The 26,489-nt window shown below is 59.9% G+C and carries 27 protein-coding genes and 1 tRNA gene; 3 read left to right on the forward strand and 25 right to left on the reverse strand.

Annotation, left to right across the window (positions count from 1 at the left end):
* Positions 1-11 precede the first annotated feature (11 nt).
* On the reverse strand, positions 12-1,172 hold the full coding sequence (locus ACAW63_RS10880) for an aromatic ring-hydroxylating dioxygenase subunit alpha (protein ID WP_371233603.1): 1,161 nt from the start codon (positions 1,170-1,172) through the stop codon (positions 12-14).
* Between the two features lie 251 nt (positions 1,173-1,423).
* On the opposite strand from ACAW63_RS10880, the gene ACAW63_RS10885 reads away from it, so the two are divergent.
* Positions 1,424-1,858 (forward strand): nuclear transport factor 2 family protein, encoded by a 435-nt coding sequence (locus tag ACAW63_RS10885; protein ID WP_371233604.1) that lies wholly within the window; start codon positions 1,424-1,426, stop codon positions 1,856-1,858.
* A gap of 19 nt (positions 1,859-1,877) precedes the next feature.
* Here the strand turns inward: ACAW63_RS10885 and ACAW63_RS10890 are convergent, their stop codons facing one another.
* The 23 genes from ACAW63_RS10890 to ACAW63_RS11000 form a co-directional block, all read right to left on the reverse strand.
* Positions 1,878-2,882 carry an NAD(P)H-dependent flavin oxidoreductase gene (locus ACAW63_RS10890; protein WP_371233606.1) on the reverse strand — a complete coding sequence of 335 codons (1,005 nt, stop codon included), beginning with the start codon at positions 2,880-2,882 and terminating at the stop codon, positions 1,878-1,880.
* Positions 2,883-3,263: 381 nt separating this feature from the next.
* On the reverse strand, positions 3,264-4,322 hold the full coding sequence (locus tag ACAW63_RS10895) for an extracellular solute-binding protein (RefSeq protein ID WP_371233607.1): 1,059 nt from the start codon (positions 4,320-4,322) through the stop codon (positions 3,264-3,266).
* A 965-nt stretch (positions 4,323-5,287) separates the two neighbouring features.
* Positions 5,288-5,677, reverse strand: a complete 390-nt coding sequence (locus ACAW63_RS10900; protein WP_371233608.1) for a hypothetical protein — start codon at positions 5,675-5,677, stop codon at positions 5,288-5,290.
* A complete protein-coding gene (locus tag ACAW63_RS10905) occupies positions 5,661-5,840 on the reverse strand; it encodes a hypothetical protein (protein WP_169890487.1) in 180 nt (59 codons plus the stop codon). The genes ACAW63_RS10900 and ACAW63_RS10905 overlap by 17 nt, the downstream gene beginning before the upstream one ends.
* A 273-nt stretch (positions 5,841-6,113) precedes the next feature.
* On the reverse strand, positions 6,114-7,475 hold the full coding sequence (locus ACAW63_RS10910) for a phage terminase large subunit (protein ID WP_371233609.1): 1,362 nt from the start codon (positions 7,473-7,475) through the stop codon (positions 6,114-6,116).
* The gene (locus tag ACAW63_RS10915; RefSeq protein ID WP_371233611.1) at positions 7,462-7,896 is read right to left on the reverse strand and encodes a hypothetical protein; all 435 of its coding nucleotides are present in this window, start codon (positions 7,894-7,896) and stop codon (positions 7,462-7,464) included. The genes ACAW63_RS10910 and ACAW63_RS10915 overlap by 14 nt, the downstream gene beginning before the upstream one ends.
* An 8-nt stretch (positions 7,897-7,904) precedes the next feature.
* Positions 7,905-8,684 (reverse strand): hypothetical protein, encoded by a 780-nt coding sequence (locus ACAW63_RS10920; protein WP_371233613.1) that lies wholly within the window; start codon positions 8,682-8,684, stop codon positions 7,905-7,907.
* Between the two features lie 20 nt (positions 8,685-8,704).
* On the reverse strand, positions 8,705-9,331 hold the full coding sequence (locus tag ACAW63_RS10925) for a hypothetical protein (protein WP_371233615.1): 627 nt from the start codon (positions 9,329-9,331) through the stop codon (positions 8,705-8,707).
* Positions 9,331-12,234 carry a phage tail tape measure protein gene (locus ACAW63_RS10930; RefSeq protein WP_371233616.1) on the reverse strand — a complete coding sequence of 968 codons (2,904 nt, stop codon included), beginning with the start codon at positions 12,232-12,234 and terminating at the stop codon, positions 9,331-9,333. Before ACAW63_RS10930 ends, ACAW63_RS10925 begins: the two co-directional genes overlap by 1 nt.
* Positions 12,234-12,866, reverse strand: a complete 633-nt coding sequence (locus tag ACAW63_RS10935; protein WP_371233618.1) for a hypothetical protein — start codon at positions 12,864-12,866, stop codon at positions 12,234-12,236. Before ACAW63_RS10935 ends, ACAW63_RS10930 begins: the two co-directional genes overlap by 1 nt.
* Complete coding sequence (locus ACAW63_RS10940; RefSeq protein WP_371233619.1) at positions 12,863-13,057, reverse strand: hypothetical protein; 195 nt, start codon at positions 13,055-13,057, stop codon at positions 12,863-12,865. The genes ACAW63_RS10935 and ACAW63_RS10940 overlap by 4 nt, the downstream gene beginning before the upstream one ends.
* Before the next feature lie 276 nt (positions 13,058-13,333).
* Positions 13,334-13,630, reverse strand: a complete 297-nt coding sequence (locus ACAW63_RS10945; RefSeq protein ID WP_371233620.1) for a hypothetical protein — start codon at positions 13,628-13,630, stop codon at positions 13,334-13,336.
* 2 nt (positions 13,631-13,632) lie between these two features.
* On the reverse strand, positions 13,633-14,835 hold the full coding sequence (locus ACAW63_RS10950; protein WP_371233621.1) for an AAA family ATPase: 1,203 nt from the start codon (positions 14,833-14,835) through the stop codon (positions 13,633-13,635).
* Positions 14,825-15,706 (reverse strand): toprim domain-containing protein, encoded by an 882-nt coding sequence (locus ACAW63_RS10955; protein WP_371233622.1) that lies wholly within the window; start codon positions 15,704-15,706, stop codon positions 14,825-14,827. Before ACAW63_RS10955 ends, ACAW63_RS10950 begins: the two co-directional genes overlap by 11 nt.
* On the reverse strand, positions 15,693-15,974 hold the full coding sequence (locus ACAW63_RS10960; protein ID WP_371233623.1) for a hypothetical protein: 282 nt from the start codon (positions 15,972-15,974) through the stop codon (positions 15,693-15,695). The genes ACAW63_RS10955 and ACAW63_RS10960 overlap by 14 nt, the downstream gene beginning before the upstream one ends.
* A gap of 5 nt (positions 15,975-15,979) precedes the next feature.
* On the reverse strand, positions 15,980-16,279 hold the full coding sequence (locus ACAW63_RS10965) for a hypothetical protein (RefSeq protein ID WP_371233624.1): 300 nt from the start codon (positions 16,277-16,279) through the stop codon (positions 15,980-15,982).
* Positions 16,276-16,434: a hypothetical protein gene (locus tag ACAW63_RS10970; protein ID WP_371233626.1), complete on the reverse strand. Its 159-nt coding sequence runs from the start codon at positions 16,432-16,434 to the stop codon at positions 16,276-16,278. Before ACAW63_RS10970 ends, ACAW63_RS10965 begins: the two co-directional genes overlap by 4 nt.
* The gene (locus tag ACAW63_RS10975) at positions 16,427-16,684 is read right to left on the reverse strand and encodes a hypothetical protein (RefSeq protein WP_371233627.1); all 258 of its coding nucleotides are present in this window, start codon (positions 16,682-16,684) and stop codon (positions 16,427-16,429) included. The genes ACAW63_RS10970 and ACAW63_RS10975 overlap by 8 nt, the downstream gene beginning before the upstream one ends.
* Before the next feature lie 445 nt (positions 16,685-17,129).
* On the reverse strand, positions 17,130-17,351 hold the full coding sequence (locus ACAW63_RS10980; RefSeq protein WP_371233629.1) for a helix-turn-helix transcriptional regulator: 222 nt from the start codon (positions 17,349-17,351) through the stop codon (positions 17,130-17,132).
* An 80-nt stretch (positions 17,352-17,431) separates the two neighbouring features.
* Positions 17,432-18,319, reverse strand: a complete 888-nt coding sequence (locus ACAW63_RS10985; RefSeq protein WP_371233631.1) for a hypothetical protein — start codon at positions 18,317-18,319, stop codon at positions 17,432-17,434.
* Positions 18,316-19,605, reverse strand: coding sequence for a tyrosine-type recombinase/integrase (locus ACAW63_RS10990; protein ID WP_371233632.1), 1,290 nt, complete (start codon positions 19,603-19,605; stop codon positions 18,316-18,318). The genes ACAW63_RS10985 and ACAW63_RS10990 overlap by 4 nt, the downstream gene beginning before the upstream one ends.
* 166 nt (positions 19,606-19,771) lie before the next feature.
* Positions 19,772-19,845: transfer RNA gene (locus ACAW63_RS10995), tRNA-Gly, on the reverse strand.
* A 151-nt stretch (positions 19,846-19,996) separates the two neighbouring features.
* Positions 19,997-20,890, reverse strand: coding sequence for an alpha/beta fold hydrolase (locus ACAW63_RS11000; RefSeq protein ID WP_371233634.1), 894 nt, complete (start codon positions 20,888-20,890; stop codon positions 19,997-19,999).
* Between the two features lie 502 nt (positions 20,891-21,392).
* Between ACAW63_RS11000 and ACAW63_RS11005 the strand changes: the two genes are divergently transcribed.
* On the forward strand, positions 21,393-22,226 hold the full coding sequence (locus tag ACAW63_RS11005; RefSeq protein ID WP_371233635.1) for a substrate-binding periplasmic protein: 834 nt from the start codon (positions 21,393-21,395) through the stop codon (positions 22,224-22,226).
* Between the two features lie 2 nt (positions 22,227-22,228).
* A complete protein-coding gene (locus ACAW63_RS11010) occupies positions 22,229-25,102 on the forward strand; it encodes an HD domain-containing phosphohydrolase (protein ID WP_371234642.1) in 2,874 nt (957 codons plus the stop codon).
* Between the two features lie 336 nt (positions 25,103-25,438).
* Here ACAW63_RS11010 and ACAW63_RS11015 read toward each other — a convergent pair whose 3' ends face one another.
* Positions 25,439-26,185, reverse strand: coding sequence for a murein L,D-transpeptidase catalytic domain family protein (locus ACAW63_RS11015; RefSeq protein ID WP_371233638.1), 747 nt, complete (start codon positions 26,183-26,185; stop codon positions 25,439-25,441).
* Positions 26,186-26,489: the final 304 nt, after the last annotated feature.

A 26,489-nucleotide genomic window follows, 5' to 3' on the forward strand; every position in this document is an offset into this window, starting at 1 on the left:
TTGGCGCGCGATCAGCGGCCGCTGATGCCGTCGAACACCAGCTTGTGGAAGTGGTGCACCAGGTGTTCGCTCTCGTTGCTGCGTTCGGCGTCGATCATGTAGCGGCCCTGGTCGTAGCCGAGGGAGCGCAGGCCCTTCTGCACGCTGATGTTGAGCTCGATGTCTTCCGGGCCGAGTTCTTCGTTCATCCACTTCATGCAGGCGTGCGAGACCTCCGGGACTTCTTCGTGCGGGCTGTAGTAGCCGAAGCGCAGCAGCGAGCGTTCGGCATCCAGCGGAATCATGATGAAGGTGCCGAGGAACTCGGAGAACGGGAAGGTGTAGAAGGTGTTGTTCGGCCACAGGCCGATGTTGAAGAAGCGCTCGTCGGGGTTGCGCGGGCCGCTGAGCTTCACCCCGTAGGCGTCCTCGGCCTGCAGGTTGGCCGGGGCGATGTAGGTCCACCAGTTGTCGCGCTTGGTCAGGCGGTAGCCCTTGAAGTCGATCAGCTTGGCCAGGTCGATGTGGCAGGGGCCGGAAAGCTTGAAGTGATAGCCCTCGATGGAGTTGTCCATGATCACTTTCCAGTTGGCCGGAACGATCACGTCCTGCTCCTCGATCAGGCGCATCTTGCCCAGGTCGGGGAAGACCGCGCGCATTTCCTCGTCGGCCTCGGGGAAAAGTTCGGCCAGTGCCGGGGCCTCGGCGTCGAAGTTGAAGTAGACGAAGCCGCCGAGCTCCTCGACGCGGATTTTTGGGATGTTGAAGTCCTGCTTGTCGAAGGCGATCAGCCGCTCGCTGCGGGGCGCGCTGCGCAGGCTGCCGTCCATCTCGTAGCACCAGGAGTGGTAGGCGCAGCGCAGGACCCGCGTGTTGTTGCCACGGCGGACGTCGAGCAGGCGATTGCCGCGATGCTGGCAGACATTGTGGAAGGCGTTGATCTGGCCGTCGTTGCCGCAGGCCACCACCACGCTCTGGTCGAAAATGTCGCAAACCACGAACTGCCCGGGTTCGGCGAACTCGTTGCGGTGCCCGGCGAGGTGCCAGGCGCTCATGAAGATGCGGTCGCGTTCGGCGGCGAAGATCTGCTCGTCGAAGAAGTAGCGCGAGGGCAGGGTGAAGGCCTCTTCCGGGCGCTGCTGGGCCCATTCTGCAATGGAGGTGCTGCGTTTGATCTGCTCGACGGATTGCATGGCTGGTCTCCTCCAGACTCCGCCCCCGGGTTCGGTTCGGGGGCTTGCTCGGGGCCTAATCTAGGGGAGGGTAGGAGGCGGCTCTTGATGAAAAGCGACAACTTCGCGGGCTGGAATGATCAACCGCGCATCGCTCGTGCTGGCTCTTCTGCGAGCTGCTGGAACGGAGCGACCTTAGTCCACCGGGACGAAGCCGCGGAGCAGTCATGCCCCTACAGTGGCCTCACCAACCCCTGTAGGAGGGTGCCTGCATGAGCAACAGCGAAACCCGGATCGCCAACTTGCTGTATCGATACGCCGAGCTGCTGGACGGTGGAAACCTGGAAGGCGTGGCCGAGCTGTTCCGGCATGCGCGAATCAAGCTGCAAAGCGGCGATGAGCGGGTCGGGGCTGACGAACTCCTGCGCATCTTCCGCCAGCAGGTAGAGATCCATCCCTGCGGAACGCCGCGCACGAAGCACCTGGTCACCAACCCGATCATCGAGGTCGATGAGACCTCGGGGCGCGCCACGGCGAGATCGTACTTCACTGTCCTGCAGGGCACCGACAGCCTGCCGCTCCAGCCGATTGCCTGTGGGCGGTATCATGATGCCTTCGAGCGTGTCGACGGCGTATGGCGCTTCTCGTTCAGGGACTACACGCTGCTGGATATGACGGGCGACCTGAGTTGCCATCTGCGCGCTTGAACGAGGGACACCGGGCACTTCACAGCTGGGCGTTGCAGCGGAGGCCTTCGAAGCGCCGCATGGCCCGTTGTGCATCGTCCAGAACCTCATCAAAGATGGCTTCCACGGTTTGCACGGCGTTGGCGAACACGACCGATGGGCCGTAGTCGAGCATGCCAAGACGGCTATCGCCCGTCCGGTAGGCCTGGGTGGTCAGCGCTCCCATTACGTGGGGGCGATAGCGTTCGAATTCGCTCGCTCCCGCCGCGTCCAATGCCGCAACGGCCTTGGCGCTGTCATTGTTCAAAACCCGGTGATGCTGGCGCAGGCCGGTCTTCACGACGACGCTTTGCGTTCCATCGCTCTGAACCAGTTGTTCCTTGTAGTCGCGGTGAATCCATAACTCCTCGGACACCAGCATTCGCGAGCCCATCAGGATGGCATCCGCCCCCATCATGAGTGTCGCGGCCAACTGGCTGCCGGTTCCTATTCCGCCGCCGATGACCAGTGGAGCGGAAATCTCTCTTGGGGCAAGGGCTGCCTGAACCATGCTGCTGATGCCATAGGTGCCCGGATGGCCCCCGCAGTCATTACCCACGACTATCACCGCATCCACGCCAAGCCGCGCGGCGGATCGAGCGTAACGGACAGCGGGAACCTTGTGCAGGACTTTGATACCTGCCTCCCGCAGCGACGAAAGCACTGCTTCGGGGCTCCCCCCAGAGGTCTCGACACAGAGCACTTCTTCTTCGGCGAGAATCCTCACCTGTTCCTGCAATAGAGCCACCGCCTTGGCCTGGCCCGAAAGATAGAGATTCACGCCAAAACGCTTGCCGGACGTGAGCTCACGGCATTGGCGCAATTGCGCGCGAAACTCTTCCGGATCGGGAAAGCCGGCCGCAACGATGAACCCCATGCCGCCAGCGTTGACGACGGCCGCCACATAGCGCGCATCCGAAACGCTGGGGCCCATGCCCCCGCAAAGGATGGGATGGCGAATGCCGAGCAGCTCGGTGATGCGGGTTTGGAAAAGGGGATGGCGCATGGGCTCTCCGACTCGATTAATCCAGAGCGTCTGATCAGGTCGAGCGTGATGACGGGCGTGGCGCACTTGGTCGTACTCAACCGAACGGTCGGTCATCTTATAGCTGAACAATTGTTCAGTTGTAAGGGCGTCGGTGGGGCCGGTTGGCTGCCTCCCGGCCCACGGAGACCGTCGTTGCGAGGGGGCGGGCTTATTTTTCTATTCTGACGCTGACTTTGGCGCTGGCCGGAGGACATGCCGAGCCACTTCCAGAAAGGGGCCCAGTCGCCTTGGTGGACAACTCCTGGCACAGTTTCGCGACTTATCGTTCAAAGGGCGGGAGAACGGTTACGCGACTGGGCCGTTATTCGAGAAAGCCAGTCATCGCGTGGCTTTTTTGCTTCAATTCCGGCTGGCCCTGAACTGCTGCCAAGCTTGATTGAGCGATGCCCGCTGATTGGGTTCCAGGTTTTCCAGGAGATAGCTCCGGCGGCGTTGCTCGGTGCTCAGCAGCTGATCGGGGGACGATTTCGAGAGTGCCTGCATCTGCGGAGAGGAACTGGGGAGGGGGGCGTAGAAACGCGTTGCCCGGGCGTTCCGAATCGCGTTATCTGGCTGCAGCAGGAAATCAATGAACTGATACGCCAGCTCCGGGTGCGGCGCGTTGGCGGGGATCGCGAGGGTGTCGATATAGATCGCAGCGCCTTCGACCGGAATAACGTACCGAAGCTCCGGATTCTTCTCCTTGGCGAGGATCGCGTGGCCACTCCAGCTCATGGAGACGCAAAGGCGGTTGGCGACCATCTCGTCGATGAATCGCCAGTTGTCGAACGATCGAAGCTGCTTCGCTACAGGTTGAAGCGAGCGCAGGTTGCGCTCGATCTGACGCGCCGTGCTGGTCGCCAGGCTGTGGCCCCGGTAGTTGAGTAGCAGTGATGAAGTCTCTTCGGCCGCATCGAGCATCCCCAGCCCACACTTCGCCAGCTTGGCGGCCTGCTGTTCGTCGAACAGCAGGCTCCAGCTATCTGGCGCGGGGCCTCCATAGTTCACCTCGGCCAGTTTGGGGTTGATCAGCAAACCAATTGATCCCCACAAGTAGGGAACCGTATAGCTGTTGGCATCAGAGATGCCCGCGAGAGCGGAAGTCACCCATGGATCGAGGCTTGGGTAGTAGCTCAGGCGCTTGTTATCGATCCGGGCCAGGCGATTCTCAGCCAGCAATTGGCGCAGCATGAAGTGCGACGGTACGACGACGTCATAGGCCGCACCGCTCGCCATTGTCTGCACCAGTTCATCCGTCGTCGTGAAGGAGTGCGTCTCTACAGTGATGCCGGACTCCTTCTGAAACTCCTCGATTACAGCGGGATCGATGTAGTCCTTCCAGTTGTAGAAGCGCAGGGTTTTATCAGCATGCGCGGCAGTACTGGCAAGCAAGGCAACTGCACAGATCAAAGTCTTCATGAGACCACTCCGTTGGCAATTGTGATCGACCGCGGTGGATGTGTGGTTGGCTCAGAGCAAGCGGATGGGTGACCAGCAATTCGCCTGTTGGGTCGCGATCGATTCTGGCTGTGTGGAGGAGCCCTGCAAAGGAATACCGATTGTGTGTGGCTGCCAAGTTGTTGTGGGTGGGAGCACAGCTGCCGTAGAAAAAGGAGATAGCTTGATTTTCCATGCCCTGATGTGGGTGGCGCACTGAAAAGCAAAAGCCCCCGGCAACGAACGCTGCCGGGGGCTTTTGCAAGGGATTCTGGAGCGGGCGAAGGGAATCGAACAGTTCAAGCTGTATAGGCTTTCCAGCTTGTTTTGCGAATAGGCATACACGTAGGCATACACGATGCGCGCTGCTGGGCCACTTAGACGCCTCGATTGATCGATATTCGATCAGCCCTTTTTACCGGTCGAGCTGAACGAGTTTGCGTGCTAAACCTGCACGGAATCTTCATTGAGGACTCATCATGTCTGCGCGAGAACCCTTGGCAATCCAGGTAAGGAAGCTCCACGAGCAGTTGAGCGCCTTGACGAAAACGGTCGGCGAGATCGCAGAGATTCTGGAGGACAGGCCACATCAGCCCCCAATGCTGCCTGAGTGGCAAATGGCAGAATATCTTGGGATCACCAAGAAGGCCTTGGCTTCTCGCAGGTGCAAGAAGGTCATACCAGAGCACTTGATGGTGAGGTTCAATCGTAGCTGGTACTACAACGTAGACGCCTATGAGGAGTGGGTTCTGCAATTGTGGGAGTCAGCGCTAGCGGCCAGGCGAGTGGTCGATTCGATGTCCACAAGGAAAAAGTCATGGCGCCCCAAAGAATCAAACACTTGGATACTCAAGTGACCAGAGATCAGGTTAGACCCCTCTCCGGGACTGCAACAGTGCGATCGGACGCGGGCCTTGCTGGCTTTTACATGCCAGGAATTCCGGGGATCAGGTCTTGATCATGTACTCGCGCTTGGGGAGAGTCATCGGGCGGTGATCATCGAGGTCGACGATTCTGATGACCTTGTTGCCCGGGAAGCGCTGGAAATGAAGGACGTAACGTGAAGTTAACACCTTCGAGAAGGGGTTAAGCTTTTCGTAGTCCGGGATGCCGATGTGGTAGTGCCACAGGTAGTTATCTCGGGCGTACTGCACCTTCGTGTAGTAGTCAGGATCGGTCCCAGGGACGTCAGTAGACGGCTTAAGCTTGCCAGGTAGGCCATTTAGGCCATTAGCCTGGCAATGCTTAATGAACAGGGCGATTTTGACTTTGTCGTCGTGCGGGAATTGCGAGAAGTTGGCGCTAAAGAAGTCGCTTAATTCAACGGTCAGAGCCATCTTTGGCAGTCGGTCCAGAGATCCATTCGATCAGCTCTTCCGTGGCCAGGCCTGTAGGAACGACCCGGTGACCGCCATTGATAGATTTGCGCAACCTGGCGAGGTTGAAGCTGGCTTCGCCCTTCTCGTGCTGGCTCGCACCATGGCGCTTGTGCTTGTCCATCTGTTGTGTTTCCGATTAAGGCTTGTTAACAACCTAATACATGGTGCTATTGCCATCAACTGGCTTTCTGTCCAGCTGTAAACCAGACCTTACACAATTCATCGCTAAGGCGGCATACACGACTTATTCTGGCGCATTAAGCGTCGTATCCGCCCGTCTATCCGACAGAAAGTCATCATCAATCTGCCACTACAGGCGCTGGATTTAGGTTCCAGTGGGCCAAATTGGCCGACTGCAGGGCTTAGCTAGCGTACATGCACCCCATGCATGGGGTTAGATCCTAAGAGTAGTAACCGTGGCTGACCGCACTTGTCTCAAGCACCCATAGCGCACCGCATCGGCGCCGTGGTCAGGCCCGGAGCTATCAACATCCTCAACCCGCTTCTGATCCCGTGCGAGAGTAGGGAGGGTCTCCCACAAGTAGGTGCAACCGCGGCTGATGTACAGGCCTGGCACATCTGGCTTACCTGCATCAGCGAGCAGCCGGCGCATGATGTTCCATCCGGTGATTCGGTCAGCCTTCTTGGCCGGGGCGAAGTAAACACCACAACGCGTGAACTCATCAGCAATCGAGCCTGAACCGTGACCGGTTTTTGCAAAGATCGCATCATCTGCGACGCCCTGCGGGCGCATCTTCCAATGCTTGCACATGGCAAGGATCTCTTCTGCCAGCACCGGGACAGTCCATCCAAGGCCGGCGTTGGGATTGTCCTTCTTGCAGGTGGCAAGCTCATCGACCGCCACCAGGCTATCCCTCGGGTAGAACACGCCATCCGGACCAATTCCGCCAGGTGATTTGGCGATCACGTAGGTGGCGCTCGGGGCGCTGCTTCCGAAGTCGTGAGCGAGATAGGTCTGCCAACCGCTTGGAATGTGATCCCACACGGCTACAGCATTGCGCCCTTCGTCCAGCACAGAGGCGAAGTAGGCACCGCGGTTTACTGCCCAGTCACCAGTCATCCAGGCCCGCAGCAGCTCAGGGTCATCAGGGCAGGCCGATTCCAGTTGCTCTCGGTATTGCTCCGTATCGATAAAGGTGTTGCTGTCGAAGGTCGACGGGGCATAGATCCACTGCCGCTTGCTCTTCTCCTCAAGGAATGGAACCCAAGGCGCCGACTTGAAGACGTAACGCTTGGCTAGCCAGTAGTGACCGGGCCCACCAGGGTTTGCAGCGATCACCATGCGGATCGGCATATCCTTCGGACCACGAAGGTTCGAGCGCATCAGATCGAGCAGATCAGGACTCGGATACTGGCCCGCCTCATCGATGATCAGCAGCGTGAAGGAACGACCCTGATACTTCGTGTAGTCGGCCATCGTCTCCAATTGGCCAAGCTCGATGTATCCGCCGTTGGGCATCCTCCAGATGTGCTCGGCAGCGTTGTAGCGTGCTGCGGTGCCGTAGACCATACCGAACAGCTCTCTGCAGATCAGTTCGAAGTCAGCCAGGCCCTTGTAGGTACGGCGCAGGTACAGGATGCGCGCCTTCTCCTTGTATTGCTCCGTGTGACGGAGGCAGAGCAGCGCTAGGCCATAGGATTTGCCGCCACCCCGTCCACCACCGCAGAAAACATCGAGCTCTTCGGGAACAAGCATCATGCGTTGCTGGAAGGTGTTGAACTCAATCGCGCTCATGCTGAAGCTCCTTCCGCCGAGGGGTTACGTCCTTCGTGAAGTCCTCCAGGGACATCGCCCCTGGCATCTCGAATGTCACGCTGACTCGGTTGGCGATTTCGGACTGATCACCCTCGCGATAGCCATGACGCGCCTTCAGCAGGAAAATTGCGGCCGTGACGTTGCCCCCCTTGGTGGCCGAGTCATAAAGGCTTGAGAACAGTGCTTTGTGCTCACGTTCGCGCCCGTGATCGACGGCTTGCTGCAATTCCGGGTAAAGATCTAGCCAGCAATTCAGGGTTTCTACGGTGGTACCGAGCCCGTAGGCCAAGCCCTTCTTGTTCCAACCCTCTGAGGCCATTTGCAGGAGTTTCTCGGCAGCCCCACGAGGGGGCTTTTTCCGAGTTCCTGTAGGACGATTGCGTACAGCTTTTGAAGCCATAAGGACTCCTATCGGCCGCGCTGGTCTTCGATCTTGATGATCCGGCGCGTGTGCTCGATTTGCTCTTGGGTGAAGCCGAACGCCTTGGCTGCCTTATCCCGTCCTGCTCTAACCAGAACCTTGATCGTTTCGTCTTTGAGGCCGCAGGATTTCACGCCAATACCGGCGATGAAGCTCATTGCTTTCTGGCCCCACTCCAGTTGGTCCTTAAAGACCTGGATCGCGTGAGCCGCGGCGGGGTCAGCTTGCCGGCGACGCTCATTCCAGCTTTCGCGCACGTCCTTGGTCTGCCAATCCACGCCGATATAGGGCGCTCGTAGGAGAGCAATCTCCATGCGCTCATATTTCGGGCTGGCCTTCATCTCGTTCAGAATCTTGGTTTTTTCATTCGCGCTGAGCCCACGGAAGTAGTCGCGAATCTCCCGATCAATGATTGCCTCGGCTGCGTTCTGCGGGTGTAGTTCCGGCACGCGGTAAAGCTCTTCCTCGGCTCGCTGAATGCCTTCGGAGAATTTCTCTACGCCCTCCAGCTGGATTGCCAGCGTATCGAGAGCGCGCAGCCTGAAGTCTTTCAACTTCGCTTCTTTCCCAGCTTCAGAGAGCAGAGGGTCTTTCATCACCGAGTCGGTGAAGGCTTTCAATTCGTTGATGAAGGTCTTGCTCACGGCGAAGCGAGATACCAAGTCGCCACCAAGGTCGGCCTCGGAAACCTCGGGAAGAAACACTTGATGCTCTCCGATGTCGTGGCGGACGCCGTGCTCGGTTTTTACAGATTGGTCAAAGTTCATTCGTTACTCCTGATCCGGGCTTACCGGTTTGCAATTTGTGCTGCTTCTTCAAGGACGATGCGGTCGAACAAAAGCACAGTGATGCGCACGATTCCGTGGGGCGCCTGCTTCGAATGTCCGTACTCCAAGGGGATTGAGTACGGGGTGTTGTTGACGAGGTAGGCTGTCTGCCCAATCTCCAGGCCTTTGGCCCCGAGCCTTACCGCGGAAAGGGTGTCCATTCCGCTCGGATCAACTCCTTCGATTTCACCTGTTGGTGGGGAATCGATCCCGAACTGCCAATTCCTGCGGAAGTGCCCACCGACATACCCAGCCGGCCGATAGACATCCATCGAGTCATTGACCTTCAGGCCAGGCTTCAGCCGGCGGTTCTTGGTCAGATTTGCCGGGTTACTGCGAAGTGCCTGGTTGTGCTCGATGACGGCCTTGTTGTACTGGGTAGCTGTCGAATTGACTGCCCAGATATCTGGATTCCCTACCGGGGAGCGTTGGATGAGCTCGTCAGCGAGGCGCACAACTACCTCCTGGAAGAGCTCTTCCATGTCTTCCTTGCTCTTGGCAGCCCAGGCGCCGATCTGAGCGCTGAACGACCCCTGCAGGCCACCAAGGAACTGCCTGCCGACGGTGCGGCTGTTGTGGTTGGCCATCAGCTGTACCGTGTCGCGCGGGTAAGCGCTGATGTAACTTCGCGGCCGATGGTCGCCGTAGATTTGCGCGACACCGGGGTGTCACCCGAGAGGTAGAAATTGCTGGTGTGATTGACGACGTATTTCCCGGAAGCGTCTGTCTGACCACCAGCGGAGCGGACGCCCAGTGCGCCATCAGGGGTGCGCACGAGCGGCATGATTGCCTCGGGCCCGGCCTCGCCCATCAAGCCCATCCGACCGTTACCCATGCCAAAAGCAGTTGGGCTGCTGACGATGCTGTTGGTAAAGGCACCGCCATTCGCGAACATCTGCATTCCGTCCATGAATGCGCCGCCTTTGGCAAAGAGCCCGCTGGAGCTAATCAGCGTGTCCAGGCTCGCCGATGCATATCCCTTGGAGAACAGGGAGCTGGTGGACGATGCCAGGCCCAGCCACCCCATCAATCCGCCTGTTCCGTCACTTCCACCCGCTGCATAGGCGATGGCTTGACGCACCTGGATGCGAATGAGGTTGGAGATGATCGAGTCCGCCAGGTCACTGAAGCTCAGCTTCCCGGTGCGCACGAACTCGACAAGGGCATCTTCCGTGCCGCGGAAGGCATCGGTGAAAAGTTCGTAGGTCTGGCCGGCTGCGTCCTTGGCTGAGTCCAGATAGTCGGCCCAAGCATCGCTGGCACCGTTAACCCAGTCCTCACGAGCGGCATCCAGCTTGTCGAACTGTGCCTGCTGCTGCGCAAGCTGCTTTTCGTAGGCGTCTTGTTGAGCCTTGCTCTCTTGCTCGTACAGGCTCTTGCTGATGTCGCCACGGTTGAACTGTTCTTGGAGCCTTGCCTGCTCCCGGGTAAAGTCCTGCTGCAGGCGCAGTTGCTCCTGCATCCTCTGGCGAGTGCGGGAGCCCTGGCCAATTCCAGCTAGCTGCAGGTCGAACGCGTTTTGCTGCGCGGCTACCTTCGCATCGATGGTTGCTTGGAATGCGGATAGCTTCTGCAGGTCTTGCCGCTTCTGGATTTCTGAGTCCAGGGCCACGTTCTTAGCGAGCTGTGCCTTGATGGCCTCTTGGCTTGCCAGCAGAGACTTCTGGTCAGCTGTGAGTACCTTCTTCTCCTTTAGATCGGTAATCAGCTGTTCGAACTGGAGCTGCTGCTTTTGCGATGAGGTCAGTTTTTCAGTGGTATCAAGCTGCCCTTGAAGGGTAGCCTGCTGATCCCGCAGGGATTGCAACATCTTCGTCGCAGCATCGTCCTGATAAGCCTTTGCGCGTGGCGTCCGAGGGTCTTTGATCCGCGTCTCTATACCTGCAAGCAAGGTGTCGTAAGCGCCGCCAGAGAAGTTCTTTCCGTCGTATTCAACGCCGGCGAGCAGAGGGCTGGATCTACCCGTACGAGCGGCAGCCTCCATAAGATCCAGGAACTGATCCTTGAGCTTCTTGATTGCCTCGGTACGCCTGCTGGCAGGAGATGCGTTGGCGAGTTGGTCATCCAGGCTTTTGGAAATGCTGATGTACTTCTGTTCAGCCTCGGTCAGTTCACCCTGAGCAGACGCGTTTTCGTTTCGAGCATCCCGAAGCTTGTAGAAGCCCTGCAACTGGGATGCGATTGCCTCGTCTGTGTTGTCTCCGAAACCAAACAAGCTGGAGAGTCCACCCAAGAATCCGCCTTCTTTTCGTGTCTGTTGGATGCGCTCCAGCTGCGCGATCTGGTCATCAAGGCCAGGGAAAAGCTCTCGCTTAACTTTGCTGTAGGCGGTGCTGATCGCATTGCCCACATCGTCCCACCCGCGTTCTAGATCGGTCAGAGACGCCCGGTATTGCTTGAACCTTTCCTGGGCGTTCTGGTTGAGCGATTCGCTCAGACGGTCCAGCGCTTCTTGGTGCTCGCCCTGATCATCAAGGGCTCGGATCACATCAAACTGCGCAGCACTGATCAGGCCGTATTTATCGCTGAGCTTTGCGGCGGCGTCCGTGGCGTTGTCGCCGATGCTGGCAAGATCCTTTGCCACCTCAGCAGCGCCCTTGCCGGTGTACTGCGAAATTGCGGCAGCAGCCTCTCCAAGGTTTTCCAATTGCGTTCGGCTAATGTTCCCTGCAGAGCCGAGGGCGATCACAGCGTCTTCCGCACTTCCCAGATTGCCTGTCAGATAGCCGGCTTGAGTAGCCAGCTTCTGCATTTCTGAGGCAGATACGCCAAGGGTTCCGGTCCCTGCGTACAGCGCCTTGTTGAAAGCTGATGCGGACTTCTCGGAGTCGTAGAACGCATATGCGAGCCCGGCAGCTGCTGCACCAGCGACTGTGAGTGGGTTCACAAGTGCCAAGGCGTACCGACCGACAGCCGAAAAGGCTGGGCCGATCCCACCAAACGAGTCTTTTATTTGGCCGCCCTGCTGGAGCAACACGGTGAAGGGCGATTGACCGGATGCGAGGCTGACAGCGATGTCGGTGAACTGGGCAGGAAGGAGGCGCAAGGCAGCTGCAGTTTGCTTGGCGGTGTTCCCGGTACGGACAAGCTGGTCGTCAGCAGTACTCAGTGCGTCGCGCATCCCTTGAATCTTTTGGGAGTAGACCGCGAAGTCACCCGGATCCAGGATGTTCTTGTGCCTGGCAAGTTCCTTCTCCATGTCATCAAGACGCCCATAGGCAGCAACAACCGGGTCGATCTTGCCAAGAAGCGCAGCGAGTTCCTTCTGCTGGTCGCGGATAGCCTGGCTGCCCTGGGTGAACGATTTTGCGAGACGCGCAGCGGGGTCGCTTGCCTGTCCCATCTTGGTCGAGGCCGTGGTCCACGCAGACCCTGCCTTGCTAGCTGCAGCCTCGGTACGAGAGCCAGCATCCGTGAGCTTGTCGAGGTCATCAGCCGCAGTCCGAACCTCGGACGAATCAACGGAAAGCGCGAGGGAGTTGATATCCATCAGGAAGCCACCTCGCTATTGGGATTGCGCGGTGGGAACTGGAATGCCTTAGAAATCTTGATGCTGTCCCGGCGCACTTCTGCGATGAAGAACCGGCCGCCAGCAGCAAGGTTAGGCTTGTACTCGCGTGAGAGACGACTCTGGTGCTGGGCAAGAGCAATCATGCCGGGACGATCTGCAGGAATCCCCTCCAGGAATGGCTCCCACGAAGGCTGATGTGGCGAGCGGTAACGGGTGTGGATTTGACCGATGTGAATGTCTTCGCTGCCGATTTCCCTGCGGAAAAGGTAACCAACGATCTGTCCTTCATCCTCTGAGTAACCGACCACGGCGAGATCCAAGCCCAAACTTTCCTCTTGGGCCTGATAATGCTCCCGACAGTAGTCGACAGATGCTCTGAGGAGGCTTGGTAGTCCCTCTACCAGCTGTTCCAATGAGCCGGTGAACGTCACCAAGGAAGGACTTGCTGAAGCCAGGACGTAGTCAGTGCCGCGGAAGGCGATCACCGCGTTAATGTGGTTGAGAACCATCATCTTGCTGGCCTCGGCAATCGTTCCGTCAGGCAGCACGGCCTCGGTGTCGACGCCGACCAAGCCGAGATCCGGCTCTACGAATGCGTTAAGGATGCTCATACCTTGCCGACCTCCTTACCAAGACGCTTGGCGACCGAGCTGTGTTTCTGCTCGTATGGAACCGGATCATTGAAGCCAGAAATCTCTGCGCTGATCTGGGCGCCAATGTACGCGCCGTAAGGGCTTCCGCCTGTAACCACGGCGCCAGCAACCGCGCCAGCAATGCTAAGGATTGCCTGGCCGGTGCTCATGTTCTGTCCAGTGCTCATTGGCTTACCTCCAAGGCGCTGAAGTCATCGAGATGAATTAAGGGTTTGTTCTCCGCTAGTGCGACGAGCAGGGCGGTTGCTTGCACGTTCCCCTCCTCGGATGCTTGCCTTAGGCGCCGCCATGCATCTCGTAAATCGCTACTTGTAGGCCTGTTATTTCTGCAACGTGGCTTCCTCATTTCTCACCCCTCGCAACGTAATAACGTCGCAGATGAATATGTTTAAATTTTAATCAATATATGTATATTTGTACAGTATTTAGTCAGGGGCTAGGTCGACGTCAGGCCACCTGTAGCGCGCTGCAGACAAGGCTTCCTCCCGAGTCATCGGTTCTCCGATCATTACGCACAGAGGCTTTCCAGCCCTGATGATCTGCCAGTGACAGCGGCGCTCGATTCCGTCGTTTGCGGCAAGCTCGGCGATCAGTTCGAGGCGATGGGCTTTGATATAGGCTCGGACGTCATCGGTTAGCCGGCTAGCAGGGGAAACGACGATGCGTTTCCCCTGGATCTTGGCCGCGAACCCCTTCTGGACGAGGTAGTCAATCGCGGCCATTTTTAGAAGCCCTCCATGTCCTTATCATCGAAGTCCGGAGTGGTCTTCTTGCAGAAGGTGCTCACGTTTTCCAGAAGGTGCTCATCCTTTTCAGTGAGCACCTTCTGTTTTTTATGAGCACCTTCTGCATTTAAAGACCAGAGCCACTGCTGCTTTTCATCGCCAAGGCGCCCGCCTTCCTTGATCGCTGCGACGCCGATTTCCTTCTTCGCCCTGCGAACAGTTGCCCAGGAAACTCCTGCCTCGCTTGCCTCTGATTTGACCTGTTTGGCCGGTACCGGGCCATGCGAGAGGAGGTCACGAAGAAAGTCGCAGGCTTCTTCGAATTCGGACTTGTGGTCGTCTTCTCCGCTGCCCTCGACTTCAGCAAGGATGTCCCGAGCGCTGCCCTCAATCCGATCACCCCACACCACTCGTGTGGTTTCGATCCCATCGCCTACAGTGCAGGGGTCAATCGTGTAGCTGACGCCACCTTGGTCGTCGCTGATGTTCGACTTGGCGCGGGCCAGTACTCGGACATCCGAATCCTCCTGCTTGGCGGCTACCAGGACCGTTCTGGCGAGCGCCCCGAAGGCCTGGCTACCAATCACGCGATCAGCTGGAGAAGATCCGCCGCTTCCCTTGCTGAAGTGGCTGATGCCAACCACAGCAGCTCCCTGAGACTCGGCAAAATCGACAACCGTCTGCAAAGCCCTGCGCACGTCATTGGCCTTATGCATGTCGCCCTTCACGACGTTGACTACGGGGTCTAGCAGCAGCATTGATGCTCCACCGATCGCATCCACGGCGTCACGGAGCAGGTCAAAGTCCATAGCTGGGTCGAATGGCTCTAGATCTCCCAGTTCGTTGATACGCCCCTGGATGATGTGGACTCGATCCAGGTTTGCGCCCGCAGCCATTAGTCGGGGGACCAGAGTGTCGGAAGGATCGTCCTCAGATGACCAGATCAGGGCGTTTGCCGGAGTGGTACAGATCTCACCGTCCGGCCAGCGACCTCCGCTGGTAAGAGTGCCGATCAAGCCGATAGCCAGCGTGGTTTTACCACTCCCACCAGCGCCGGCCAGAACGGTCAACTTCCCCTTGGCGATCCAGCCAGGCCAGAGCCAACGGATGGCTACCGGAGTGATTGCAGATGCCGGCGTGAGATTTGCCCGCCACAGCGGAGAGGCTGGTGGCTTCATGATCGAAACGGGATCAGCACTCATGTGAAGCCCTCCAGTTGGCGAGGTCGTTGAAGTCGGTCAGGTGGATTGGGGAGCCCTCTGGCCAGTCAGGGAACGTGACGAGAGACTTCGTTGCCTTGGCGGCTTCGATAGCAGCTGTTCTTCCAGGATTTCCGGCTGTCTGTCGGTCGTCATCGCCGGCAACAACCATCTCCACCAGGTCGCCGTATTTCGCGCGAAGGGAGATCGCCACGGGTCGCAGGTTATTGGCGTTCATCGCTGCAGCCACTGCTCCACAGGCATGCTCATGGAGGGTTGCAGCAGTAGCCCAGCCTTCAGCGATGTACAGCCGGCGACCTGGAGAGATGTTTCCAAGGGGCGAATAACAACCTTTCACCTGGCCGCCAGAGAGGAACCGCTTGGACCCGTCAGGGCCGATTCGTTGCAGATTCACCAGTTCGCCGTTGAGGTACAGAGGCACCAACAGCGTGTCGCCGGACTGGCGTAGGGAGTGCGGCCGAACCGCCTTTAAGGTCAGGTAGGGGTGGGATGGATCTGCTCGGCTGGCATCACGCCACATGCGTTTGGCGTACTCTGCCGCGGCCTGTTGGCGACGGGCCGTATCAGCCTCGCGCTGAGCCCTGGAAAGCTCGATTCTCTGCGCGATCAGTTGCGCCTCCAGCGGATCAGCAGGCTTTCGGCTACACCAGGTGTGATGGTCCCCAGCCTTCCACGTTCCGAAGGCGCCGGAAGCGATGCCGTCAGCATGGAGGACATACCAGCCATTCACGGAGCCGGATCGATCACCAGGGACATGGAAGCGACGGAGAACACCGTCGGCGACAGGATTGATCTCGACTTGGCCGAGTCCGGAACGCATGGCTTCGAGGAAGGCGGATTCAATTGCGACCATGCTCAGCCTCCTTGATGTACAGGAGGTGATCAGAGGCCTTGTCAAAAATCAGCGCGGCGATGTCCTTGCCAAGTTCGTAAGGAACCACGCCCACCAGGACCATTGCATCCATCCGGCCAAGGGCCATGTAGCACTCCATCTCCCAGTCGTTCACGTTGGTTGTTCTGCGGATCTGCTCAAGGCAGAAATCCAACACTTCGCTGACCGTCAGGCTTTTTTCAGGCAAGCCGATCCCGTCCGGCGCAATGGCGCCGTTTTTTGTGGTCATGGTTGTTACTCCTTGCCTGGGGACTTGCCCGAATGGGAGCCGGTGGAGAGCATGGCTTTCAGATCAGCTCTGGCTTGTTGGCGCGCGCGGATGAGCGAGCCTGCATTGACTGACCCGAAGAACGTCCCTTCGCGAACTGTCAGGTTGCACCAGGGCTTCTTCGCTCTCAGTTTTGCAGCTGCCTTCTTTGCTTCACGCAGTTTCGCGAAAGGCCCGCAGAGGCCCATCGGGAATACGGGACGTAGTTCGTCCATGACGTAGAAGTAGTCGACGGCACAGCCACGTTTTTCGCGGAAGGCTCTCATTTCGCACCCCCGACGATTTGATTGATAACCTCCTTCAGGTCACGCACGGGAACCCAGGATTCACCATCGATGACACGCACGCGGGCCTTAAGCAGGTCGGCCAGGTGATCGATGTTGAGCTTTTGCTGGCGGGTGGCGGAGCGACGCTTAGACATGGACCACCTCCCGAGTATCAATGACCAATGTCAGGCGCTGCTCTTTGGAGAGTGCTCTGTCACTGTCCTCCGCCAGGCGCGACCCCAGAAGTTTGAGGGCAGAAAGGAGGCAGCCATATTCAGTCTGGTCAATGATGCGACCAGCTCCGGCGTCCACCGCCATCGCATCTTTCTCAAGGATTGAGGCGATGCCCCAGATAGCCTGACCGGCTTCCTGATTGATCTGAAGGAACTCGCGGGACACGTTCATTGGGCACCGCCTTGCGCTTCGAGAGCGCGGGCGCGGGCCATAGCGGCGTTGTAGCGGGCAACACGAACGGAAAGGGAGGAGTTGCTGTGGAGCGCTGCGAAGGCTCGTGCCTTCCAGGCTGCAGCATGATTGGACGGACTGCGGGTACGCATGGTGGAGCTCCTTTTGCTGGGGAGCTGCCACTGTTCGCGGCCAAGCGAGTAAGGTGGCAGCTGTACGCGGGTTGGCCGACCGGGGCAAAAGGAGAACCCGGCACACCCGAAGGTGTCCCACGCACAACCGCCATAACTGCGAATTGCGGGCACAAAAAAAGCGCCTGCAATCGTATGGTGGGCGCCTGTGCGCCTTTTGCTAGTCGACCGGCCAAGGTCGGTCACGGGATTTACCGCGACACGTTGACGATACATCCGAGTATCAGCAGATGCAAGGAGGGGAAGGACACTTTTCACGCAGCGTCCCTCTCTTTGATCTTCGAGTTGATCCACGCTTGGATTTCTTCGAAGACATAGAACGCTGATGCTTGGCGCGCCTTGCCGGATTTGATCGGTTTGGGAAAGTTGGGGTCGGTTTTGCGCAGACGCTCGAAGCTGGTCTTGGGTAGATCAAGCATTTCGAGCAGCGCTTTTTGGCGAACCAGTTGACGGCTGGGTGGGGCAAAGTTGGGCATATTGTGGCACCTCCTCTTGGGTGTGGTGCCATCATCGAAAGGGAGGTGTCCTCCCCCGCAACCTGCCCGGTATACCCCAACTACGGGGAGGAGGGTTGGTAAGCCAGCTCTTCACCAGCCTTGAGGCGATCCCATGCCTTATCGAATACCCCTTTAGAGCGGAATATGTCCTTTTTCTTTATCAACAGATCCCATACGTGAGCCTTCGCCCCGCGCTTGCCAGGTTGGAATGGGGGGAGTGATTTAGGGTCATATCCCAAGCCCTTCAGCGCTTCGATTATGGCTATCCCTTGAGCTTCCTGGCGCTGCATTGGTCTTGGCGTATTTGCAGCATCTGCGGGGCTCTCTGCTGCTTTTACATCACTGAACCGCACCAGTACGTCATCTCTGGTTAGTTTCGCTTTCCAAGGCATTCCAGGGGCAGGCTCAAGGGCCATTAGCCTGCCTTCCAGAACCAATCCATCCTTACTCTGCACCTGTGAAAGGGGATACAGAGGGTGATAAGCAAAATGCGGATGTGACACCTCTGCTGAAGCCATCAGCTTGATCATCGTGTCGGGGAGCAGTCGCAGGATACCCCTGTATTCGAAGCCCCTACGTTCGAACTCCCGGACCTGTAGTTTTTGGTCCAGTTCCTGGAGTTCCGCTCGCCAGCCGTTGATGCGATTTCGCAGCGCAATCACCTCATCTGAAGTGAGAGCATCAAATTTATCAGCGACGCCTGAAGCGTTTCGCCGGATCTGCCTCTCAGCGTTGGCGATCACATCTCGCAACGTGGACTGCTGCTGCAAGTTGCCGTGGGATCCCCTATCCCTATGCCAATCGTCACCTGAGTCGATGGCTAGCCCACTGAAGAAAAAGTAGAGGGGCAGCTTAAAACCGGCGCCGTGCTCGATGATCTGCCGAGGAGTCTGCGGTTTCCAGCGCTCCGCCAGTTCAGTGGCTGTCAGGAATTCGGGCTCGATCATGCTTGCCGCACCAGCTCAACGACATTCGACTCAGTGACGTTCACCTGCCGGTCAAACTCAGCTCGCTGAGCAGGCGTCATGCCCTGGGCCAGTTGGTCCAGATAGTCTGCGTACCATTGCATCATCGCGCGGCGTTGGGGAAGGTATTGGGCCTGGTTGTAGATGCCAGATACGCCAGCTTCCTTGTGAGCTAGTTGAGCCTCCACGTGCTCCTTGTTCCAGCCGTGCTCGCGCAGCAGGGTACTCGCAGTATGGCGGCTGCCATGACCTACAAGCTTTCGGTGGTAGCCGATCTTGTTCAAGGTGAGGTTAATCGTGTTCTCGCTGATCACTGGCTTCTTGGGGCCGATGCCAGGGAAAAGATAGCGGCCACGCCCAGTCATGCGATGAAGCTCTCGCAGGTCATCCAGCATCTGGCGGGAGAGGGGCACCACATGGTCACGGCGGGACTTCATCTTGGCTGCAGAGATCGTCCACAAGCCGGCGTCAAAGTCGATCTCCGACCACTCAGCCCAACGAACCATGCCCGGCCGACTGGCGGTGCGAAGGCACATCCAGGTCGCGGTTCTGGCCGGTAGACGGCTGGTGGTGGCCTTGAGGCTGTTGAGGAATGCGGGCAGCTCAGGCTCCAGGAGGTGAGGGTATTGCTTAGCCTTCGGCGTCTTGCTGGAGATGGCCAGCAGCTCGCTTGCCGGGTTGTTCTCGCACAGGCCGCGGGCGATTGCTTGGCTGAAGATCTGGCGCAGGGCCACACGCACCTTGTCGCGGGTGTTCGGCGCGTTGCGTGCTTCGATGCTGGCCTGCAGGTCTGCACAGTCCTTGCGCGTCACCTCGGTGATGGGCTTATCACCCAGAGCCGGGAGCACGTCATTGTCCAGGTATCCGCGCATGAGGCGCAGGGTGCTCTCGGCCAAGCCGTCAGTCACCTTACGCTGATACCACTGCTCAGCAGCAGCTCGGAAGGTATTGGCAGCAGCTATAGAGTCTGCCAGGCGAGTAGCCGCCTTGTGCTCAACCGGATCGACTCCAGACGACATCAGTTTGCGGGTGTCAGCGGCCTTCTCGCGTGCCTTTGCGCCGGTCAGCTCGGGATATCCGCCCAGGCCATGCCACGACCATTTGCCGTCCTGCTTCTTGTACCGCAGTTCCCACGACTTGGTGCCATTGGGCTTCACGCGGAAGTACAGGCCTGCTCCATCAGCTTCACGATAGGTCGTAGCCTCTGGCTCCAGGGTGGCCAACACCGTGTCTGCCAGGGGGCGCCGCTTGATGTCTGATCGCTTCATTTGTGTATGCCAAAGTTCGCGCTTTCATTGAGCATACAACCGGGCATACAGGCATACAAGGGGTGTGGTGGTGCGTGTTGGAGTTTTATAGGCACAAAAAAACCGGCTCTAGAGGCCGGTTTTTCTGGCTTTCACTGCCTGGAGATCAAGCGGAGAAAGGGAGTATTGGAGCGGGCGAAGGGAATCGAACCCTCGTCATGAGCTTGGGAAGCTCAGGTAATGCCATTATACGACGCCCGCTTGGGGGTGCCTTTTTACCAGAAGGCGGGGGCTTAGTGAAGCCTTGGGTAGCGAGCTGTGCCGGAGACGCTGCTTTCGTGCCGTGCCCGGTGCAATAAAAAACCGGGGGCGGTGGGTGGTGTCCGGCCCCCGGTGTCGTGCGCTGGCTGCATCAGCCCACCATGGCGGCAATCGGTACGCCCTGGGAGGTGGGCAGGTAGGCCGGGGCGAGCATGGGCTTGCGCTGGGGTTGGAGGAAGGCGAGGAGATGGTCCCGGGTTTCCTGCCAGCCCTGCTTGTGTTCCACGTCGATGAAGTGACCGACGTTGCGGATGGTGCGGAATTCGCAATCGCGGATCAGTTGCTGGAACAGGCGCGCGTCGGCCGGGCTGGTGTAGATGTCCAGTTCGCCGTTGAGGAACAGCAGCGGGATGTCGATGGATGAGAAATTCTCCATGTAGCTTTCCGCGCTGAGCTGGAGCACCTGGCAGATGTGGAAGTGCATCTGCCGGTATTCGTGCTCGTCGAGGCTGCTGACGTGGCGGAAGTTGTAGCGCTTGAACAGATGCGGCAGGTAGCGGCCGATGGTTTCGTTGACCAGGTTGCCGACGTTGGGGCGGTCGCACGCGGAGAGGTAGTCCAGACCGCGGTGCAGGTAGTCGAGCATCGACGCGTTGAGCAGCGGCGAGAACGAGTTGATGACCGCCTTCTTGATGCGAGCCGGGCGCTGGGCCAGGGCCAGCAGGGTGGCGACGCCGCCCCAGGAGAAGGACATCACGATGTCGGCGTGGTAGTGCTCGATCAACCCCAGCAGCAGGGCTGCCTCGTATTCCTTGGTGATCGGTTCGCGGCAGTCGTTGTGGGGCTTGGAACGGCCGGAGTACGGCTGGTCGTAGCAGACCACGTTGAAGTGCGGTTGCAGGTATTTCACCGTTTGCGCGAAGGAGGCAGTGGTCGCCAGCGAGCCGTTGACCAGGATGATGGTCTGGCGCGCTTCCTTGTTGGCGTGGAACTCCGTGTGTACCCGATGTTGCTGAATCTCGACGACGGCGGTTTCCGGCCTCATGTCGTTTTCCTCCAGACGCAGGTCATAGGAACGCATCCACGATCGGATGCGAAGAAAGTACCCAGGCAGAGGAAAGCGCCTTGACGTGACAGCTTCGTGTCAAACGGCGAAAGTTAATATTTTCTTAATTTTCAATTGGATACAACGCCAACAGACAGCGTTCCGACACCGTTTCCAGTGCGGAATGAGGGCTCTTGACCAGGCAGGGAAGGGGCGGCGTGAGGAACAGCTGCCGCGATGAAGCGTTCTTGGACGTTGTGCGTGACTCATTGGTCACGCTTGAGCCAGAGTTAAGCAGGCGGGGTTGCGCGATGCAACAGCCGGTGCGTGATTGTTCGCAATCGCCGGCCGGGAATCCGACGAAGTGACATTTATCTTTGTGACTCGCCGGCGATTTGGAGAAGGCCGATTACACTCTTTGTGTTAATCACTTCTTCCCGCCCGCAGATGAGCGTCGTTGACGTGCTCCTCTCAAGGCCGATACCGCGGACGGAGCGGGTCAATGGCACTGCACCCCATGCTGCGCAATCTGCAGGTCTTGCCGGCTGCCTGGCTGTGTGCGGTAGCCATGGCCGCAGATCGCTACGGCTGCGAGGTGCCGATCCGCGTTGCCTATACCCGCAACCTGGTGTTTTTTCACGACGACGGTGGAGGCATCGATGCCGATCTGATCGCCGAGCTGGCGCGGCGCAGCGGTTGCCGGTTCGAGGCTTCGGTGCGGCCGCGCGACGAGATCTGGCGGATGCTGGAGAGCGGTGACCTGGAGATGGGCACCAGCGGGGTTGCCACGCCGCAGCGGCGCGCCTTCACTTACCTGCTGCCGTACGTCTACCTGCGCAACAAGCTGATCGTGCCGGCGGAGCTGGGCAACCTGCAGTCGCTGGAGGACTTCCACGGCATGCCCGGTGCGCGTATCGGCGTGATCGCCGGCTACCGGCATGGCCCCTATATCGACGCCATGCTGCGCATCCTGCGGGGCGAGGGGCGGGTGGTGGAATTCCATGACGACACGACGCGCTTCGCCGCCTTGCTCAACGGCGGTGTGGAGGGAGTGATCGGTCACGAGCTGAACCTGGAGGGCGCCGTAGCCAATCGCCCTGAGCGCGAGCGGTTCCGGGTGGTGGATGTGATGAGTGGGCCGGCCACGCCGCATCACCTGATGCTCTCGCGCAAGCGCTTCACCCCAGCGCAGAGCGCCGAGTGGCTGCGCTTGATGGAGGCGCTGTGGCTGGACGGCAGCCTGGCCAGGATCATGCAACGCAACACGTCGCCGGCCATGGCGACCGAACTTCTCGATAGCGGATATCGCTACGGCTCAACGGACAGAGGCTGGTGATGATGAAGGCATTCAAACGGGGTGTTCCGCTGCAGCTGCTGGTGGCCGGGGCCATTATCGTCAGCATGCTGGCGCTGGCGGGCGCGTTGCTGATACAGGGCTACCGAGGCGTGGAAGGCGCGCTGGTGTCGGCGGCGGGCGAGTCGGCCAGCCAGTTGGGGGCGACCATCAACGAACGCATCCGCCGGCTGATCGACCCGGCGGAGAGCGCACTGCGGCTGATGACCCATGACCCCATCTCGCAGACCGACAACCTGCCGGCGCGCCTGGAGCGCCTGCCGATGCTGGTGGAGAACCTGCGCGCCAACCGTACCCTGAGCGCGGTGTACATCGGCTACCCGAACGGCGAGTTCATGCTGATCCGTGCGCTGCGCGTGCCCGAGGTGCGCCGCGTCCTGCAGGCGCCGGATGAGTCGAAGTACCTGGTGCAGAGCCTGACCCTGGACGACCAGGGTGCGCTGCGTGGCGAATGGCGCTTCTACGACAGGGACCTGCAGCTGTTGCGGGTGCAGGAGCGGCCGGACTACCAGTTCGATCCCCGGCAGCGGCCGTGGTACCAGGAGTCGCTCAACACCAGCACGACGGTACTGACCCAGCCCTATGTGTTCTTCACCACCCGCGAGATCGGCCTGACCCTGGCGCACCGCAGTGTCGACGGTGCGGCAGTGATCGGCATGGACGCCTCGGTCAACGACCTCGGCGGCGAGATGGGCGACCTGCGCCAGACGGCCCACACCGAGCTGGCGGTGGTGGATGGCAAGGGCACGGTGATCGCCTATCCGGACCTGTCCAGACTGCTGATCCATCAGGGCGAGGACTTGCGCCTGGCGACCCTGGACGAATTGAGCGTGCCCAGCCTGACCCAGCTGAATGCCGCGGCGATCCCGGCCAGTACGCCCCAGGCTTTCGAGGTGGGCGACGAGGCCTGGTACGGCATCTGGGTACCGCTGTCGAACTTCACCAGCAGCGAGGTGCGTGTGCTGATCGCCATTCCGTCCGTCGAACTGCTGGCCGGCGCTCGGCAACTGATGTTCAATCAGGCCCTGTGGAGTGCGGCGTTGCTATCGGTGCTGCTGCTGATCGGCTGGTATCTGGGGCGCCGCATCGCGCGTCCGCTGACGGCGCTGGCCGACCAGGTGGGGGCGTTGGCCGCCTTCGATTTCGCCCGTCCCATCGGGGTGAAGTCGAAGATTGCCGAGGTTCGCGACCTGAGCCGTGTGATGGGCAGCATGTCGCGCACCATTCACAACTTCCAGGCCATTACCCTGACCCTGAGCCGGGAGACCCACCTGGACAGCATGCTCGAAGGGGTGCTCTCGCGCCTGGTGGAGGCCACCGGCGTCATGGGCGGTGCCGTGTACCTGCTGGAGGATGAGGACTGCCGCCTGCGCCTGGCCTGCGCGGTGAACGGTGAGCAGTACCCGCAGTCGATGCTCATCGAAGGTTTCACCGAGGCACAGCTGGCCGAGCGGGTGGGGCAGGCGCTGGCCAATCGCGGGCAGTACATGGAGGTGTCGCTGCGCAATCGCAGTGATGAACTGCTGGGTGTCCTCGTCCTGCAACTGGCCGGGGAGGGCGCTCGCAGCCGCCAGCCGCGCCCGCAATTCAAACGCTTCGTCGAGGAGCTCTCCGGCGCCGCGGCGGTGGCCATCGAGACGCGCCAGCTGATCGAGGCCCAGCAACGCTTGCTGGACGCCATCATCAAGCTGCTGGCCGACGCGATCGACGCCAAGAGCCCCTACACCGGCGGCCACTGCGAACGGGTGCCGCAACTGGCGGACCTGCTGCTGCAGAAGGTGATCGACGCCCGCGACGGCGAGTACGCCAGCTTCACCATGAGCGACGCGGAGCGCTACGAGTTCCAGATTGCCGCCTGGCTGCACGACTGCGGGAAGATCACCAGCCCGGAGTACGTGGTGGACAAGGCCACCAAGCTGGAGACGCTGTACAACCGCCTGCACGAGGTCCGCACGCGCTTCGAGGTGATCTGGCGCGATATCGAACTGGACTACTGGCGCGGCCTGGCGGCGGGTGACGACATCGGCCCGCTGGCGGCACGGCGGGACGCGCTGCATGAGGCGTTGCGCGAGGATTACGCCTTCGTCGCCCAGGCCAATATCGGCGGCGAGTTCATGAAGGACGAGGATATCGAACGCCTGAAGCGCATCGGCGAGCGCCGCTGGCTGCGTCATTTCGACGATCGCCTGGGCATCTCCCGCGATGAGCTGGAACGCCTGCAGGGCCGCCCGGAGCCCACTTTGCCGGTGGAAGAGTTCCTGCTCGCCGACAAGCCCGAGCACCGCGAGCACTGGGGCGAGCGCAAGCCACCGGTGGACCGCGACGACCCGCGCAACGTCTGGGGCTTCGACATGCGCCTGCCGCCCTACGCGAGTAACCTTGGTGAGTTGTACAACCTGGGTATCCGACGCGGCACGCTCAACGAGGAGGAGCGCTTCAAGATCAACGAGCACATCGTCCAGACCCTGATGATGCTCACCACCCTGCCGCTGCCGCGCCACCTGCGCCGGGTCCCGACCATCGCCGCCAACCACCACGAGAAGGTGGATGGCACCGGCTACCCGCGCAAGCTGTCGCGGGAGCAGATGAGCATTCCGGAGCGGGTGATGGCGATCGCCGACATCTTCGAGGCGCTGACCGCCGCCGACCGCCCGTACAAGGCGCCGAAGACCCTGTCGGAGTCGCTGAAGATCCTGGCCTTCATGGCCCGCGACCAGCATATCGATGCGGAGCTGTTCCGGGTGTTCCTGATCCAGGGGGTTTACCTGGAGTACGGCGAACGCTTCCTGCGGCCGGAGCAGATGGATGCGGTGGATGTGCAGGCGATGCTGCAGGTGCTGGAGGGGGTGAAGGCGTAGGGCATACAACCGTTCGCGGTTGTACGCCGATACACCGAGCGCATCGTTGGCTCCATGGCAGAGCCCGGAGTGGTATGGCGCGTGGCTCCGTGGTCAGATTCGGAGTGCCCTGAACCCAGGGTCAAACGGCGTATAACGTTGAACGTTATACGCCCTACGCTCCCGGGAGAGGTGCGCAATCAGGGGCAGGTCGAGAGGCTCTTGATTTTGTAGGAGCGGAGCTTCTCCGCGAACATCGGCGCGCGCTGAACGCTTCGCGGAGAAGCTCCGCTCCTACGCAAACGTCACCTTTCACCGTGACGCCTTGTAGGAGCGAGCTTGCTCGCGAACCGCCACTCAGCGCTTGGCCAGGTTCTGCGCGTAGCGGTTGATCTGCGGGTTCTTCGCCACGGTGCAGCTCTGCCCGGCGAGGAACTGCGAGGTCTTCAGCCACTGCTGCTGCGGGTAGTAGGCGAACACGTAGCTGCCGTTCTTCACCGTGTCGATCAGCTTCTGCGCCACCTGCGGACGTACCGCCGGGCAGCCCAGGCTGCGGCCGAGACGGCCGAGGCCGGGGACAACCTTCGGGTCGGCGTAGGCGGCCGCGTGCATGACGATGGCGCGCTCTTCGCTGTTGTCGTTGAAGCCCGGCTCCAGGCCCAGCAGGCGCAGGGAGCGGCCATGCTTGCCGGTGTAGGTCTGGCCGGTCTGGTAGAGGCCGATGGAGGACTGGTTGCTCTCCGGGAGGTTGGAGAAGGAGGTGGCCATGTCGTCGCCACTCTTCTTGCCGTGGGCGACCCACTCCTCGAACAGCAACTTGCGCTGCCTGAGGTCGAACACCCACAGGCGCTTGTCGCGGGACGGCTTGGAGTAGTCGATGACAGTCAGCAGCTGGTTGTCGCCGCCCAGCTGGGTGCTGGCGCACTGCAGGGCGTTGAGCGCCAGGCGCAGTGTTTCGGTGTTGGTGGCGGGAGCGAGGCGGTGGAGTTCCTCGGCCGTCGGCAGGCGGGCGGCGGATGCACTCTGCCAGCTACCGAACGCGAAGAGCGCGGCACTGGCGACAGTGATCCGGAAGATCCCCCGTAACTTCGAAAAAGTCAGCATGAATACGACATTCCCGTTGAATCGATATGGTTTTTTCTGGGAAACGCCGCATTGTGCGTGATTTTTGACCAGTGGTGTGGTTGTTTTTTAACCATTTCCTAGGCCGCCTGTCGGTAAATGCGCGTGCTTGACGCTGTCGAACCCCGTCTGCTGCAGGAATGCCGGGCTGCGAAGTTGGCCTGTGGGCATTTCGGGAACGGGTGCTGTTTCGAACTTCTTCGGCCGCGGCGGCAGGCTGATGAGTACCGTCGATCCGGACGTTGAGGCATGGCCAGCATCAAGGGTGGCCCCCTGCTATCAAGCA

Source organism: Pseudomonas sp. QE6 (genome assembly GCF_041379005.1).
Classification (GTDB): Bacteria; Pseudomonadota; Gammaproteobacteria; order Pseudomonadales; family Pseudomonadaceae; genus Pseudomonas.

Bases quoted from the DNA above. Each gene is read 5' to 3' on its own strand.
- ACAW63_RS10970 (WP_371233626.1), bottom strand. From the start codon at position 16,434: ATGTCTAAGCGTCGCTCCGCCACCCGCCAGCAAAAGCTCAACATCGAT.
- ACAW63_RS10885 (WP_371233604.1), top strand. From the start codon at position 1,424: ATGAGCAACAGCGAAACCCGGATCGCCAACTTGCTGTATCGATACGCC.
- ACAW63_RS10940 (WP_371233619.1), bottom strand. From the start codon at position 13,057: ATGAGCACCGGCCAGGCAATCCTTAGCATTGCTGGCGCGGTTGCTGGC.
- ACAW63_RS10905 (WP_169890487.1), bottom strand. From the start codon at position 5,840: ATGGACAAGCACAAGCGCCATGGTGCGAGCCAGCACGAGAAGGGCGAA.
- ACAW63_RS11015 (WP_371233638.1), bottom strand. From the start codon at position 26,185: ATGCTGACTTTTTCGAAGTTACGGGGGATCTTCCGGATCACTGTCGCC.
- ACAW63_RS10890 (WP_371233606.1), bottom strand. From the start codon at position 2,882: ATGCGCCATCCCCTTTTCCAAACCCGCATCACCGAGCTGCTCGGCATT.
- ACAW63_RS10945 (WP_371233620.1), bottom strand. From the start codon at position 13,630: ATGGCCGCGATTGACTACCTCGTCCAGAAGGGGTTCGCGGCCAAGATC.
- ACAW63_RS10925 (WP_371233615.1), bottom strand. From the start codon at position 9,331: ATGGCCAACCACAACAGCCGCACCGTCGGCAGGCAGTTCCTTGGTGGC.
- ACAW63_RS10935 (WP_371233618.1), bottom strand. From the start codon at position 12,866: ATGAGCATCCTTAACGCATTCGTAGAGCCGGATCTCGGCTTGGTCGGC.
- ACAW63_RS10960 (WP_371233623.1), bottom strand. From the start codon at position 15,974: ATGACCACAAAAAACGGCGCCATTGCGCCGGACGGGATCGGCTTGCCT.
- ACAW63_RS10880 (WP_371233603.1), bottom strand. From the start codon at position 1,172: ATGCAATCCGTCGAGCAGATCAAACGCAGCACCTCCATTGCAGAATGG.
- ACAW63_RS10915 (WP_371233611.1), bottom strand. From the start codon at position 7,896: ATGGCTTCAAAAGCTGTACGCAATCGTCCTACAGGAACTCGGAAAAAG.
- ACAW63_RS10895 (WP_371233607.1), bottom strand. From the start codon at position 4,322: ATGAAGACTTTGATCTGTGCAGTTGCCTTGCTTGCCAGTACTGCCGCG.
- ACAW63_RS11000 (WP_371233634.1), bottom strand. From the start codon at position 20,890: ATGAGGCCGGAAACCGCCGTCGTCGAGATTCAGCAACATCGGGTACAC.
- ACAW63_RS10930 (WP_371233616.1), bottom strand. From the start codon at position 12,234: ATGGATATCAACTCCCTCGCGCTTTCCGTTGATTCGTCCGAGGTTCGG.
- ACAW63_RS10965 (WP_371233624.1), bottom strand. From the start codon at position 16,279: ATGAGAGCCTTCCGCGAAAAACGTGGCTGTGCCGTCGACTACTTCTAC.
- ACAW63_RS11010 (WP_371234642.1), top strand. From the start codon at position 22,229: ATGAAGGCATTCAAACGGGGTGTTCCGCTGCAGCTGCTGGTGGCCGGG.
- ACAW63_RS10980 (WP_371233629.1), bottom strand. From the start codon at position 17,351: ATGCCCAACTTTGCCCCACCCAGCCGTCAACTGGTTCGCCAAAAAGCG.
- ACAW63_RS10990 (WP_371233632.1), bottom strand. From the start codon at position 19,605: ATGAAGCGATCAGACATCAAGCGGCGCCCCCTGGCAGACACGGTGTTG.
- ACAW63_RS10955 (WP_371233622.1), bottom strand. From the start codon at position 15,706: ATGGTCGCAATTGAATCCGCCTTCCTCGAAGCCATGCGTTCCGGACTC.
- ACAW63_RS11005 (WP_371233635.1), top strand. From the start codon at position 21,393: ATGGCACTGCACCCCATGCTGCGCAATCTGCAGGTCTTGCCGGCTGCC.
- ACAW63_RS10975 (WP_371233627.1), bottom strand. From the start codon at position 16,684: ATGAACGTGTCCCGCGAGTTCCTTCAGATCAATCAGGAAGCCGGTCAG.
- ACAW63_RS10910 (WP_371233609.1), bottom strand. From the start codon at position 7,475: ATGAGCGCGATTGAGTTCAACACCTTCCAGCAACGCATGATGCTTGTT.
- ACAW63_RS10985 (WP_371233631.1), bottom strand. From the start codon at position 18,319: ATGATCGAGCCCGAATTCCTGACAGCCACTGAACTGGCGGAGCGCTGG.
- ACAW63_RS10920 (WP_371233613.1), bottom strand. From the start codon at position 8,684: ATGAACTTTGACCAATCTGTAAAAACCGAGCACGGCGTCCGCCACGAC.
- ACAW63_RS10950 (WP_371233621.1), bottom strand. From the start codon at position 14,835: ATGAGTGCTGATCCCGTTTCGATCATGAAGCCACCAGCCTCTCCGCTG.
- ACAW63_RS10900 (WP_371233608.1), bottom strand. From the start codon at position 5,677: ATGGCTCTGACCGTTGAATTAAGCGACTTCTTTAGCGCCAACTTCTCG.